Annotated in this window: 11 protein-coding genes and 1 rRNA gene; 8 read left to right on the top strand and 4 right to left on the bottom strand. The window is 63.5% G+C overall.

The annotated features are described in order from the left end of the window. Positions 1–8 precede the first annotated feature (8 nt). Positions 9–1,340, bottom strand: coding sequence for an MFS transporter (locus HMPREF3162_RS07495; protein WP_070777495.1), 1,332 nt, complete (start codon positions 1,338–1,340; stop codon positions 9–11). 92 nt (positions 1,341–1,432) lie between these two features. Between HMPREF3162_RS07495 and HMPREF3162_RS07490 the strand changes: the two genes are divergently transcribed. From HMPREF3162_RS07490 to HMPREF3162_RS07455, 8 genes are all read left to right on the top strand, one after another. Next, positions 1,433–2,002, top strand: coding sequence for a dienelactone hydrolase family protein (locus HMPREF3162_RS07490; RefSeq protein ID WP_070777494.1), 570 nt, complete (start codon positions 1,433–1,435; stop codon positions 2,000–2,002). Positions 2,003–2,136: 134 nt separating this feature from the next. Beyond that, positions 2,137–3,165: a 3-oxoacyl-ACP synthase III gene (locus HMPREF3162_RS07485; protein WP_176747346.1), complete on the top strand. Its 1,029-nt coding sequence runs from the start codon at positions 2,137–2,139 to the stop codon at positions 3,163–3,165. A gap of 30 nt (positions 3,166–3,195) precedes the next feature. Beyond that, positions 3,196–5,925 (top strand): alpha/beta fold hydrolase, encoded by a 2,730-nt coding sequence (locus HMPREF3162_RS07480; RefSeq protein WP_070777492.1) that lies wholly within the window; start codon positions 3,196–3,198, stop codon positions 5,923–5,925. Next, positions 5,925–6,899: an NAD-dependent epimerase/dehydratase family protein gene (locus tag HMPREF3162_RS07475; protein WP_070777491.1), complete on the top strand. Its 975-nt coding sequence runs from the start codon at positions 5,925–5,927 to the stop codon at positions 6,897–6,899. The genes HMPREF3162_RS07480 and HMPREF3162_RS07475 overlap by 1 nt, the downstream gene beginning before the upstream one ends. 266 nt (positions 6,900–7,165) lie before the next feature. Beyond that, the gene (locus HMPREF3162_RS07470; protein ID WP_083304195.1) at positions 7,166–7,888 is read left to right on the top strand and encodes a hypothetical protein; all 723 of its coding nucleotides are present in this window, start codon (positions 7,166–7,168) and stop codon (positions 7,886–7,888) included. 177 nt (positions 7,889–8,065) lie between these two features. Continuing rightward, the gene (locus HMPREF3162_RS07465; protein ID WP_070575396.1) at positions 8,066–8,605 is read left to right on the top strand and encodes a peptidoglycan-binding protein; all 540 of its coding nucleotides are present in this window, start codon (positions 8,066–8,068) and stop codon (positions 8,603–8,605) included. 28 nt (positions 8,606–8,633) lie between these two features. Beyond that, on the top strand, positions 8,634–8,999 hold the full coding sequence (locus HMPREF3162_RS07460) for an ArsR/SmtB family transcription factor (RefSeq protein WP_218079087.1): 366 nt from the start codon (positions 8,634–8,636) through the stop codon (positions 8,997–8,999). 149 nt (positions 9,000–9,148) lie between these two features. After that, a complete protein-coding gene (locus HMPREF3162_RS07455) occupies positions 9,149–11,104 on the top strand; it encodes an acetate--CoA ligase (protein WP_070777543.1) in 1,956 nt (651 codons plus the stop codon). An 89-nt stretch (positions 11,105–11,193) separates the two neighbouring features. Here HMPREF3162_RS07455 and HMPREF3162_RS07450 read toward each other — a convergent pair whose 3' ends face one another. From HMPREF3162_RS07450 to rrf, 3 genes are all read right to left on the bottom strand, one after another. Continuing rightward, entirely contained in the window at positions 11,194–12,462 is a 1,269-nt protein-coding gene (locus HMPREF3162_RS07450) for a pyridoxal phosphate-dependent aminotransferase (protein ID WP_256282690.1), read from the bottom strand. 5 nt (positions 12,463–12,467) lie between these two features. Further along, on the bottom strand, positions 12,468–13,205 hold the full coding sequence (locus tag HMPREF3162_RS07445; RefSeq protein ID WP_070777487.1) for an SIR2 family NAD-dependent protein deacylase: 738 nt from the start codon (positions 13,203–13,205) through the stop codon (positions 12,468–12,470). A 226-nt stretch (positions 13,206–13,431) separates the two neighbouring features. After that, positions 13,432–13,545, bottom strand: a 5S ribosomal RNA gene (gene rrf / locus HMPREF3162_RS07440). Positions 13,546–13,657: the final 112 nt, after the last annotated feature.

The following is a 13,657-nucleotide window of genomic DNA, read 5'->3' as shown; positions in this document are numbered from 1 at the left end:
GGGTGTGATCAGACCAGCGTCGAGTTTTCGTTGTCGCCCATCCGACCGGAGAGCAGAATTGCCACCGCGGAGATCAGCCCGCACAGCATGAGGTAGCCGACTGCCAGCCAAATGCTGCCTCCGGCTGCGCTGATGAGAATGGCCACGATCATCGGCGAAAAGCCCGCAACCAGCGCGCCGTTGAGTTCGCGGACGAAGGACATGCCGGACAGGCGCACGTGCGCGGGGAACAGGTTGGACAGAAGCGCTCCCTGACCGCCGGAGGTGCCTGTGATGATGAGCGCGTAGCCCAGAGCGATTGCCAGGGCGGACGGCCCGAATTCACCGGTCTTCAGCAGAAGGAAGATGGGTCCGCTGAGCACCACCATAACGAGGCTGGCTGCCGCCATGACCTTCGATGCGCCGATCCTGTCGGCGAGCATGCCGCCGAACGGTGTTGTCACAACGGCAACGGCTGAACCGATGACAACTGCCAGCAGGGCCTGGGGACGGTCGAGACCTCCGTCGATGCTGAGCATGAAGCCGATCGAAAAGGTGGCCAGTGTGTACTGCATCGCGTTGTGGCCGACGAGGGCCAGGAAGCCGACAACGACCTGCTTGGGGAACTTCGCCAGAACGTACTTCAACGGCGCGGTGGTGTCGCGCTTCTTCTGTTCTGCCAGTTCTTGTGCGGCAACGTACTCCGGGGTCTCCTCCAGGCGGCGGCGAATGTAGAACGCCACGAGGAACAGCACGGCGGAAACGAGGAACGGCACGCGCCATCCCCAGCCGAACAGCTGTTCTTCGCTCAGCCCGCTGACGATGAAGAACGCGGCCGTGGCCAGGGAGATTCCGGCTGGCGGGGCGGCAAGCACGATTCCGGTGAAGAGTCCGCGCCTGCGCAGCGGCACGTATTCGGCCACGAGGGTCACTGCACCTGACAGTTCGGCACCAGCGCCGAAGCCCTGCACGAAGCGCAGGAGGATCAGCAGGATCGGGGCGAGCATCCCCACCTGTGCCGCGGTGGGCAGAAGGCCCATGCCGACTGTCGCACCGGCCATGAGCACGATCGTGAGGATCATGGCGGCTTTGCGCCCGCGCGTATCCCCCAGGTGCCCGATCACGATTCCGCCCAGCGGGCGGGCGAGGAAGCCCACGCCGAACGTGGCGAGGGCTGCGAAGGTTTCGGCGCTGCTGGCGTCTGACGGGAAGAACAGAGGCCCGATGATCATTCCGGCGACCGCGCCGTAGAGCGCGTAGTCGTACCACTCGATGACGGTGCCGAGTACGGATGCTGTCACTGCCCTGCGGGCGCCGGGGGTCATCTGCTCCGGGGCCGAGGTGGAAATCGTCTGGGTCATGATCCTCTGTTCTGCTGTGTGCTGGCCTGGTCACCGGAAACCGGCGCCCTGCCGGCGTGATTATGTCACAGCTCACGTTTAGAATCGTCACCATGGCACAGATCGTTCTCTTTCACTCAGCGCTTGGCCTGAACGACGGAATGCGCCGTATGGCCGGTGTCTTCACAGAAGCCGGCCACACGGTGCACACGCTGGACTTCTACGACGGCAGGGTGTTCGACAATGTTCCCGACGGCATCGCCTATCGCGACGAAGTCGGCTTTCCCGCACTTGCCCAGCGGGCCTCCGCTGCGGTGGAAGAACTGGGACTTGAGGGACCCGTATATTTCGGCGGGTTCTCCCTCGGTGCCGCCATGGCGCAGTCTTTCGGCAAACGCCACCGGCAGGCGGCGGGTGCTTTTCTGTGCCACGCCGGCGGTGTGCCGAAGCCCACCTCGTGGAATGGCGGCTGCTGGCTGCAAATGCACTATACGCAGGGCGACGAATGGGTCGATGCGCAACAGGCTGAGATTCTCATCGATTCGGCTCGGGCGGCAGGCGCGCAGGCTTCCGCGCACGTCTATCCCGGAAGCGCGCACCTTTTCGGCGATCCCACCGCACCGGAGTACAGCCCGGAACTGGCACAGAAGATGTGGGGCACCATCCTGGCGGCCATCAGCTGACAGTCCAGCCGCCGGGAGCAACCCCAGACAAGACAGCGGCGCCGACCCATTAGGATTGACTGGGCATTATTCATTCATCCAACGGGGCCGCGCGTATTCACCGTCCGGCTCTGGGAACCAGGAACTGGACGCTGTTGAACGGAAACACGACACTTCGGCACGAGAACACATCCCTTCTGAGTGTCTCGGAAGTGACTGCACCCATCGAAGTGACGTCCGCCTTCTACGACGAACAGCTGAAGTCCACACTTGACCGCCTGGGACTGCCCGAAGGTCTCCTGCAGCGGGTCGCGGGTGTGAATTCGCGCCGCAACTGGGCAGAAGACTCCGGCGGCTTCGTCGAAGGCGGCGTTGCGGCCGGCAAGAAAGCACTCGCCGCAGCCGGCATCGAAGCCGGGCAGATCGGGCTGATGATCAACGCGTCGGTCACCCGCGCCAACCTCGAACCATCGGTGGCGGTGTCGATTCACGACGGCATCGGCCTGCCGTCGTCAGCCATGAACTTCGACATCGCCAATGCCTGTTTGGGCTTTGTCAACGCGATGGCGGTCGCTGCGACCATGATCGAATCCGGCGCCATCGAGTACGCGCTCGTCGTGGCCTCCGAAGACGCGTCGAAAGTCCAGCGGGCCACCCTCAAGCGCTTGCAGCGCGAAGGCATCACCCGCGCCGAATACCTCAACGAATTCGCCTCCCTGACCCTGGGCTCCGGTGCCTCGGCCGCCGTTCTGGGACGCGCGGACAAGCACCCGGAAGGCCATCGGATCCTCGGCAGTGTGACGCGTGCGGCCACGTGGAACCACGAGCTGTGCGTGGGCGATCACGACGGCATGTTCACCGACACCGCGGGCCTGCTGTCCAACGGCATGCAGCTGGTCACCTCGGCGTGGGAAGAAGCCCACGAAAACGGGTGGGACTGGACCGACATGGACCGCTACATCATGCACCAGGTGTCCGATGTGCACGTCAACGCCATCACGAAGGCCGCGAAGATCCCCATGGATCGGGTGCCGAAGACCTACCCGGTGCTGGGCAATGTGGGCCCCGCTTCGCTGCCGATCACGCTCGCCCGCGAAGTCGATTCGCTCAAAGCCGGTGACCGGGTTCTGGCAATGGGTGTGGGCTCGGGTCTCAACACCTCCATGACGGAGATCGTCTGGTAAAAACCGGCACACTACGAGGAGAGAAGCTCATTGTCGTCTGAAAACAGCCCTCTTCCAGCCGCTGCCGCGCAGCTGCCGCCGAATCTTCCCGAATGGGATCCCCGATGGTCCCGCCTGGTCACGGTCGGCGAACACACCTTCCACGTTCTCGACACCGCTTCGGCTTTGCATGACATCGGAATGGAACCGGCCGGCACCATCGTCGCCGTGCACGGCAATCCCACGTGGTCGTATATGTGGCGCAGACTCGCGCAGGCATCACTCGAAGCTGCCGAGGCAGGCGGCACCGCGTGGCGAGTCATCGCCCCCGACCAGCTGGACATGGGCTATTCCGAGCGCATCGAGCACCCAGTGCCCACACCGCACGGCACCGGCTATTTCCGCCTTGCCGATCGCATAGGCCAGCTTGACGCGCTCATTTCAGAGCTCGTCGACGACAGTCTTCCGCTGGTCACACTCGGACACGACTGGGGCGGTGTCATTTCGCTTGGCTGGGCAGCCCGCAACACTGAGCGGATCAGTGCCGCCATGAGCCTTAACACCGCAGTGCACCAGCCGGAGGACGCTTCCATCCCAGCGCCTCTGCAAGCGGCGCTGGCAGGCCCGCTGCTGGCCGGTTCGACCGTGTACACCGATGCGTTCATCCGCACCACGCTGCGCTTGTCAAAGAACATTTCGGACCCGCTGCGCCGCGCCTACCGCAGACCCTACGCATCCCCGCAGCGCCGCGGCGGAGTGGGCGGCTTCGTCGCCGACATTCCGGTGAACGAAAACCACCCCTCCTACGCTGAGCTGCAGCGGGTTGCCGCCGACATCGCCCGCATGCCCAATCCCGCGCTGCTCATGTGGGGACCGAAGGACCCGGTCTTCCTGGAGCGGTACCTGCGCGATCTGCGCGAGCGCCTGCCCCACGCGGACATCCACCGCTTTGAGAAGACCTCACACCTGTTCGTCGAAGACGTCCCGTACTGGGAGACCATCTTCCAGTGGCTTGACGCCAACGTGACTGAGCAGACTCAGGCAGCTTCCACCTCGGCAGAAGAAAGCAGTCCGGCCCAAGCAGACGGGCCTGAACCGGACTTCGTGTTCTCAGCGCTCGATGCCAAACACCGCGAGCGCTCGATCGCGAGTGGCGACATGTCGGCACACCCCGCCCAGGCGGTTTCCTGGGCCCAGCTGGCCGGAGTCGTCGACAACATTGCGGCAGGTTTGAAGGCCATGGGCCTGCGCAAAGGCGATCGGGTCAGCCTGCTGATCGAACCGGGCAACAATCTCACGGCGGCCGCCTACGCGGTGCTCAAGGTCGGCGGTGTTGTCGTTGTGGCAGACGCGGGGCTTGGGCCAGCCGGTATGACTCGGGCGGTCAAAGCTGCCGACCCGCAGTGGATCATCGGCGAGACCCCAGGGCTGACATTGGCCCGAGCCGGCGGATGGCCGGGACGCAGAATCTCCGTCCTGCCGCTGCCGCGGCTGCGCGCGCGGGCGCTGAAGGTCGAAACGTCGATCACGGCTCTGTCGCGGACGGCTGTGCGCGACCGCGATTCGATTGCCGTACCGGAACTCGATGACGATGCCGCGATTCTCTTCACCTCCGGTTCCACCGGCCCGGCCAAGGGCGTGCGGTACACTCACCGCGGCCTCGGTGAGCTCATGCGCGTCCTCAGCGCCGAGTTCGATGTGCGCCCAGGTACGGGACTGGTTGCCGGTTTCGCGCCCTTTGCACTGCTTGGACCGGGACTGGGCGCGGTGAGCGTCACGCCGAACATGTCGGTGACGAAGCCCGCCACCCTGACCGCTTCTGCTCTTGCTGACGCCATCGTCGAGGCCGGCTGCACCATGGTGTTCGCATCACCTGCCGCCTACACGAACGTGGTCAAGACCGCGCACGCCCTGAGTGCTGAGCAGCGCGAGGCGTGCGCCGGCATTGAACTGGCGCTGTCTGCCGGTGCTCCCGTGCCGACGGTGCTCATGGAGCAGATTGCGGAAGTCTTCCCGAACGCGCGGATCAATTCGCCCTACGGCATGACGGAGAGTCTGCTGCTGACCAACATCGACTTCCCGGGTGCTGTCGAAGCCGAGGCGGATGCGGCTGACCCGGATTCGCCGGTGGTCGGCGGGGTCTGTGTGGGCAAGCCGATCGGCGCGGTCGACTTCATGCTCGCCCCGCTCGATGCCGAGGGCAAGCCCAGCGAACACAAGATTCCCCTGGATGACGGAATCGGCGTGCTCAGCGAGTTCGTCGTCTCCGCCGCCCATCTGAAGGACGGCTACGACCGGCTGTGGAAGACTGACGCCGATTCCCGCCGCGACGAACACGGCGGCGCCAAACCGTGGCATCGCACGGGCGACATCGGCCGTTTTGACGCCAAGGGGCGTCTGTGGCTCGAAGGGCGCGTGCAGCACGTCATCGCCGGGCCCACGGGCCCCATTGGCCCCGGGGCCGTTGAGTCCATTGCAGAACGCACCGACGGGGTGACCCGCTGTGCGGCTGTGGGCGTCGGCCCGGTGGGCAGGCAGGCGCTCGTCGTGGTGCTTGAGCCGGGCGGTCCGCAGAACCTGCGGCCGGGACTGGCCCCGCAGCCGATGATCGATGCCATCCGCGCGGCGGTTCTCGACCGTATGGGCCTCGATGTTGCGGCAGTTCTCGTCGCACCCGAATTCCCCACTGATATTCGCCACAATTCCAAAGTCGGCCGCACGGAGCTGGGAGCGTGGGCATCCCGCGTGCTTTCCGGCGCGCCGGTGGGAAGGAGCGTCTGATGAAGGTTCTCATCACCGGTGCGTCCGGTCTTCTGGGAAGTTCCACCGCCCGGGCTCTCCTTGCGCAGGGCCACGAGGTGACCACGCTGCAGCGCCGCCCCTCCGGGGTTGCAGGCGCGCGTGACGTTCAGGGCTCGGTCACGGACTTGGAAGCTGTTGACCGGGCGGTTTCCGGGCAGGATGCGCTCATCCACATGGCGGCGAAGGTGTCCATGGTCGGTGCTCCCGAAGACTTCGAAAAAGTCAATATTGACGGCACCGCGAACATTGTTGCAAGGGCCCAGCAGGCTGGAATCGGCCGCATGGTGCACATTTCGTCGCCGTCGGTTGCCCACGCTGGCGATTCTCTTGTCGGCGACGGCGCTGGACCGGCGGACCCCGTTGCCGCCCGCGGAGACTACGCGCGCACAAAAGCCGCCGGCGAGCGCTTGGCGCTGGCGGCATCGCACGATGATTTTCGAGTGCTCGCTCTTCGCCCTCACCTCATGTGGGGCCCGGGCGAACCGCAGCTGACCGAAAGGATCATCGACCGGGCTGCACAGGGAAGGCTGCCTCTGCTGGGTTCGGGTCTGGCGATGGTCGACACCCTCTACATCGACAACGCGGTGGACGCGATTGTCGCTGCGCTGTCAGCGGTCCAGCACACGCACGGGCTGGCTCTCGTGGTGACGAACGGGCAGCCGCGCCCCATTGGCGAGCTCATGCGCAGGATTGCGGTTGCCGGCGGTTCTGCCGAACCGACCCTGCGTGTGCCCGTGGGTGCTGCGAAGATCGCCGGAAAGGTCATTGAGAAAGTCTGGACGGCCGGTGATTTCGAAGACGAGCCGCCGCTCACGGAGTTCCTCGCTGAGCAGCTTTCCACGGCGCACTGGTTTGATCAGCGGACCACGCACAGCGTTTTGAACTGGACGCCCGCGGTCTCAATTGAAGAGGGCCTGCGTAGGATTGCCGCCCACTACGGGGGAACCGCGTAGAGAACTCTGCTGCGAGGGGCTCGGCACTGTGCCGGGCCCCTTTTGCCTGCCCAATAGCTGTGCAGAGCCCGCAACCCTTCAACCATCCGGCATTTCGGACGATTTCTGCGAACGATTTTGGACTTTTAACTACATTCGTGTCTTTTTGCAGGTCACAACGCTACTTACATAGATGTAACACTTCGGATTTCCCGGCGTGTGAAACTTGACAGATTATTCGCTACAGTTTTGGGAGCTCGAATCTTCCACTTCCCGAAACGAGGATCATGCGAATCATCTACACTGCCGCGACCGCACTGGGCTGCGCGGCGGCAAGCTCCCTCCTGCTCGCAGGGCCGGCCAGCGCTCTCAGCGGCAACGTCGTTGACCACAACACCCCGCACGCCGGCAGCGGCTCACAGACCAGCAGCGCACAGGACGGCGGCGACTACACCTCGGTCGGCGGCCCAGCCACCCAGCGGGTGACTCCCGAAGAGGCCGACAGAGCGCGCAAGGCCCAGCAGCCGCGCAGCGCACAATCCGCACCGAAGGCCCAGGCCAAGAAAACGGTGAAGCCCGGCCCGCAGCCCAGGGGAATCGACCGCGACCAGACGGCCAACGCCCGCATCATCATCGGTGTCGGCAAGGGTGCGGGCATGAGCGACGACGCGATCATCATTGCGCTCATGACCGCCAAGCAGGAATCGGACCTGTACAACATCCGATACGGCGACAAGGACTCCGTCGGCCTGTTTCAGCAGCGGCCCAAATACAACTGGGGTTCGAAGTCCCAGATCATGGACCGAACCTACTCCGCCAAAGCGTTCTACGGGGTCAACCCGAAGGTGAAGAACGCCGGGCTCAAACAGATTCCCGGCTGGCAGAAGATGAGCAAAAACAATGCCGCACAGGCAGTGCAGCGCTCGGGGCACCCGCATCGCTACGCCCAGTGGGAGGGTCTGGCCACCGCTCTGCTCAATGCCAATCGGGACGCACCGGCCATCCGCTGACGCGCCTGCACACTGGGCTCCACCCGACTCTTGGGGAAGCAGTTCGGCAAGTGGAGTCCAAGCGCCTAAAGTAAGGGCGTGGCACGCAGAAAGACAGTACGCAGGCGACCATCGAGTCGCAGAGTTCGGCGCCGCAAAGGGGAAGGGCGCCGAAACTTCCGCAGCACTGTCATGGGCGTGACCGCCGCACTTTTGGCCCTGGGCCTGTTCACAGCGGGAACCGCAGTAACAGGGGTGCTCTCTGACCCCGATCAGCGGCAGGCAGCCAAAGAGAAGGTGTCAGAGAAGCTGGCCCCCACCTCGGCAGCGGCCCTGGATTCGGGACAGATGGAGATTGCGCGCGAAATCATCGACATCGGACGCGAACACTCCGTGTCAGATGCTGGGATCGAAATCGCGCTCATGACCGCTATGCAGGAATCCTCCCTGCGCAATCTGCCCTACGGGGACCGAGACTCGCTCGGAGTGTTCCAACAGCGCCCCTCACAGGGGTGGGGAACCGACGGTCAGGTGCTCAATGTCCACTACGCCACAACCGCGTTCTACGGAGTCAACCCGAAGGTCAAGAACGCCGGGCTCAAACAGATATCCGGCTGGCAGAAGATGAGCAAGAACGACGCCGCACAGGCTGTGCAGCGCTCGGCCCACCCGGACGCGTACGGCAAGTGGGAGCCGCTGGCCGCCGACATCCTCGCCACAGCGCCGAACAGCCGCTGAGAGGGTTCGGCCGGCCTGGAATACACTGGTGGGCATGGCACGTGATGCATACCCGCACCTGAAATTCGATGACGACGGCGAACTTCGCATTCCCGAAGACCTGACAGACGCTCAGGCCATCGAACTCACGGCCGACATCTTCAAGGTTCTCGCCACCCCGTCGCGCCTGCGGATTCTGCTTGCACTGTCGCACTCGCCGCTGACGGTGTCCGAGCTCGTGCTGCTGACGAACCTGTCTCAGCCTTTGGTGTCCCAGCACCTGCGCACGCTGCGCAATCAGCGGCTGGTCAGCGTTCAGCGCTCCGGCCGCGAAGCCCACTACGAAGTGACCGACCACCACGTAGCACACATCATTCAGGACGCGCTGGCCCACTCGGCCGAACTCTGCGACTGAACGAACGCCCCTGGCCGATGTCATCGGCTGGTTCCCCTGGCCGCCCCTCCTGGCCAATGCCCCCTGCCGCACGCCACTCGAAGCCGAACGGTATTGTGGCCCACATCACCACAGACAATGTGGGGCACACAACAGACAGGGGGGGCATCATGACCGCCGAAAACACAGAAAACGCCTATGAAACAGCAGCGCGGCGCGCCGCAGAGGACCGCGAAGCCTTTTGGCTCGAAGCCGCTGAGGGGATCGACTGGGACTCCAAGCCCTCGCGCGCTCTCGACGATTCGCGCGCTCCCCTGTACCGCTGGTTTCCCGACGGCGAACTCAACGTCTGCTACAACGCGCTTGACCGTCACGTCGAAGCCGGCCGCGGTGAGGACACCGCGCTCATCTACGACTCCCCCGTCACGGACACCAAACAGAAGATCAGCTACAGGGAACTGACGGACACAACTGCCCGCTTCGCCAAGGTGCTGCAGGACAAGGGTGTGGAAAAGGGCGACCGCGTCATCATCTACATGCCGATGATCCCGCAGGCGGTCGTGGCAATGCTCGCCTGCGCCCGCATCGGCGCGGTTCACTCGGTTGTGTTCGGCGGTTTTTCCGCCCGCGAACTCGCAGTCCGCATCAACGACCTCAAGCCCAAGGCTATTGTGTCGGCCTCCGGCGGCATCGAACCGTCGCGGAAGGTCGAATACAAGCCCATGGTCGATGCGGCTCTTGACGAAGTCGAGCACGTTCCTGCTCTGAGCATCGTCTATGAACGCGACCTGATCCCAGCCGACATCAAGGGCGAGAACGCTACCACCGCCTCGGGAGCTCAGTACAGTGAGTACTCCTTCGATGAGCTGATGGAGCAGACCCCAAGCGGTGCGGCGCCGGTGAGCACCAGGGCGACGGATGAACTGTACGTGCTGTACACATCTGGAACCACGGGCAAACCGAAGGGCATTGTCCGCGATGCCGGCGGCTACGCGGTGGCACTCACGTGGTCGATGAAGAACCTCTACGACCTGCACCCCGGTCATACAATCTTCTGCGCCTCAGATGTCGGCTGGGTAGTGGGACACTCCTACATCGTCTACGCGCCGCTGCTGGCGGGTGTGACCACCATCGTGTTCGAAGGAAAGCCCGTCGGCGTACCCGATGCAGGTACCTTCTTCAGGGTGGTCGACGAATACGACGTCCGCCTGTTCTACGGTGCGCCGACAGCCATGCGGGTCATCCGCAAGGAAGACCCCGAAGGTGAACTCATGGCCAAGTACCCCATGCAGCACCTGCGGGCGTGGATCCAGGCCGGGGAGCGCCTCGACCCGGAAACCTACAAGTGGACAACCGAAAAACTTGCACGGGCCACGGGCCGGGACATTCCGGTGTTCGACAACTGGTGGCAGACGGAAACCGGGTGGCCGATCGCGGCAAATCCCATCGGCCTGCACGAATACCCCATCAAACCCGGTTCGCCAGCTATGCCGGTGCCCGGCTATGACGTGCGGGTGGTCGATGCCGCAGGCAACCAGATGGAGCCGGGCGAAGAGGGCCTTATCATCGTCAGCCTGCCGCTTCCGCCCGGAACGCTCGCAACCGTGTGGGGTGACGACGAACGCTATGTCGACTCCTACCTGTCGTCTATTGAGGGCGCCTACCTCACCGGTGACGGCGGCTGTGTTGACGAAGACGGCTACGTCTACGTGATGGGCCGCACTGACGATGTCATCAACGTTGCCGGCCACCGCCTTTCCGCCGGTGCACTCGAAGCTGCCGTTGCGTCCCACCCGGCGGTTGCCGAGTGTGCTGTGATCGGCCTTTCCGACCCGGTCAAGGGTCAGATACCCCGTGCCCTTGTGGTGCTCAAAGCAGGGCACGAAGACGTTGACCGCGCTCAGCTGGAAAAGGAACTCGTCGCTCAGGTCCGTGTCGAGGTCGGGCCGGTGGCGGCACTGAAATCGGCCACCGTTGTCGAAGCTCTGCCCAAAACCCGCTCCGGCAAGATCCTGCGCAAAACAATGCGCGAAATCGCCGAAGGCAAAGCAGACGCAGCTGTTCCGTCGACAATTGAAGACGTGGCCGTCCTCGATGCCATCCGCCCCTCACTGCGCCAGGAGTGAGCGTTGAGCCGGTTCTGGTGACCCCAGAATCGGCACGGAAAGGGACGAGGTGGAGCTCCACCTCGTCCCTTTTCTCACCTGGTCGTGTATCAGGCCTTGTGGCGGGCCTGGAACCGTTTGATGCGCTCGAGGGCTTCAACGACGGCCTCATGGCCTGCCGCAAGTGAGATGCGCACGGCGTAGTCGCCGTGGACGCTGTCGAAGTCGCTGCCCGGCGAGACGGCCACGCCCTCTTCTTCCAGCAGCGCGGCACACCAGTCAACAGCGTCAGCGAATTCGCCGAGGGCCGGGGTGATCGTTGCGTACATGTAAAACGCCCCGTCAGCAGGGGCAAGGCCGGTCCAGCCAAGATCGTCGACGGCATCGAGAACGGCCTGACGGGCGGCGGCAAAGCCCTCAACGGCTTTTGCACCCTCTTCATAGGCGCTTTCTGAGAATGCCTCGATTGCCGCAAACTGGGACGGCACGGGGGCGCACAGCGTGAGGTTGCCGGCGAGTGCCTTGATGGGCTCGACGAGTTCTTCCGGGACGATCATCCAGCCCAGTCGCCAGCCGGTCATGCCCCAGTACTTGGAGAACGAGCTGATGACAATGGCTTCATCAGAGCATTCGACCGCGGTTGTGCCGACGGAATCGCCGAACGTGATGCCGTGGTAAATCTCATCAGAGATCAGCCGCACGCCTTCGCGATCGCACCAGTCAGCAAGCTCAGCCATGTGTTCGGCGTCGATCATGGTGCCGGTCGGGTTGGCTGGTGAGGCAACCATGACACCCGACAGGGGAGCCTTTTCGTGTTCCTCTTCCAGCATCTCAACGGTCGGTTGGAAGCGGACTTCCTCGCCGCAGTCGAGCTCAACCACGTCGATGCCGAGCGCTTTGAGGATGTTCTTGTAGGCGGCGTAGCCGGGGCGGGCGAGTGCGACCCTATCGCCCACGTCGAAGCAGGTGAGGAACGACAGTTGGAACGCGCCGGAAGAGCCCGCTGTGACAATGAATCGGCTCGGATCGATGTCAACGTCATACCAGCGTTTGTAATGACCTGCCAGCGCTTCGCGCAGAGGCGCGATGCCCTCCACCGGAGAGTACCCCAAGTCAGTGCCATCAAGAACAGCTTCGGCAGCGCGCTGGCGCACAGCAGTCGGCGCGCCCTGGCCGGGCTCGCCCACGCACAGCGAGATGACATCACGGCCTTCGGCACGCAGCTGGGCAACGCGGCCGAGAATGTCGAGAACCCTGAACCGCTGAACTTTCGATACACGAGCTGAAACAGCTTCGTAAGCTTCAGCAGTTGGGGCGTCCTCCCCCAGCGGGTCAGCGGCGATCGCCATATGTGACAGGGCAGATTTTGATGACTTCATCGGCTTCATCCCTCTATAGTGCCAGGCGTTTCAAGCAGCTCGTCGAGCACCCGTGGGACCGTGTCCTGCAGATCGCCGCGAACCACCTCGTCGGCATAGGGATCAAATGGCGTCGGCTCAGCATTGAGGATCAGACCGTGAGCACCGGCCTCGATCGCCATGGGGAACATATGTGCAACAGGAGTGACAGAAAGCGAGGTCCCAATCGCGATGATCCAGTCGCAGTTCTCTGCAGCATCGAAGGCCGCTTCAATGACGTCAGTCTGCAGCACTTCCTCAAACAGGATGGTGGTTGCACGAGTGATGCCACCGCACTGCGGGCATGCAGGGTCTGGCTCACCGTCTTTGACCCGGCGAATCATGTCTTCCATGGGCCCGGAAGCTTCACACTCTTCGCACTTCCAGGCGCGCGCACTGCCGTGAACTTCGAGTACCTTGGCCGGAGTGGAACCAGCGAGCGTGTGCAGGCCGTCGGTGTTCTGCGTAACGACTGCTTTGACGTCGGCCTGCTCTTCAGCTTTCGCGATGCGGTAGTGAGCTTCGGTTGGCGATGCCGCCCAGATGCCGGATTCAAGGCGCATCTGCCAGGCGCGTTCACGCACTTCGGGGCTTTTCAGATACCACGACAGGGTGGACATGCGCTCTGCGAGGGGATCGCGCGTCCACACACCCTGCGGGCCTCGAAAGTCAGGTATACCGGCAGCGGTGCTCAGACCAGCTCCAGTCAGAAAGGCTATGCGCATTTCCTGTCTCCTCGCTTCACAGCTCCCAGCCTACTGCGGCGAATAAAACACGGCTGAGAGAGCAGACAAAAACGCCCCAGGCACGCTGTGGTGCTCGGGGCGCAAAAGGAAGAGCGAACTACAGCGTTCAAGAAGAAGTCTTTGTGAATGGGTGAAGGCCCTGGCAGGGGTTCTGGGAGCAGTGGTGCTCGACCAGGTCCTGTCAGGGCCTTCATTTGTGGTGTGGTTGCGGCGGTGTCTTACTCTCCCACACGTGTGTGCAGTACCATCAGCGCTGTCAGGCTTAGCTTCCGGGTTCGGAATGGGGACCGGGCGTTTCCCTGACGCTTTTACCACCGCAAAATCTTTGGGGGTATTGATTACTCAAGGTTTGTGGCCAACCAGTGTGTCTCACGTGTTGTCACCCTTCTGGGGTGGCGTGTGGGTGGTTGGTGTGGACGCGAACAACAATC

It is taken from the genome of Brevibacterium sp. HMSC07C04 (genome assembly GCF_001815905.1).
Classification (GTDB): Bacteria; Actinomycetota; Actinomycetes; order Actinomycetales; family Brevibacteriaceae; genus Brevibacterium.
Note: the sequence above shows the minus strand (reverse complement) of the source record. Positions and strands in the feature narration are given on the sequence as shown.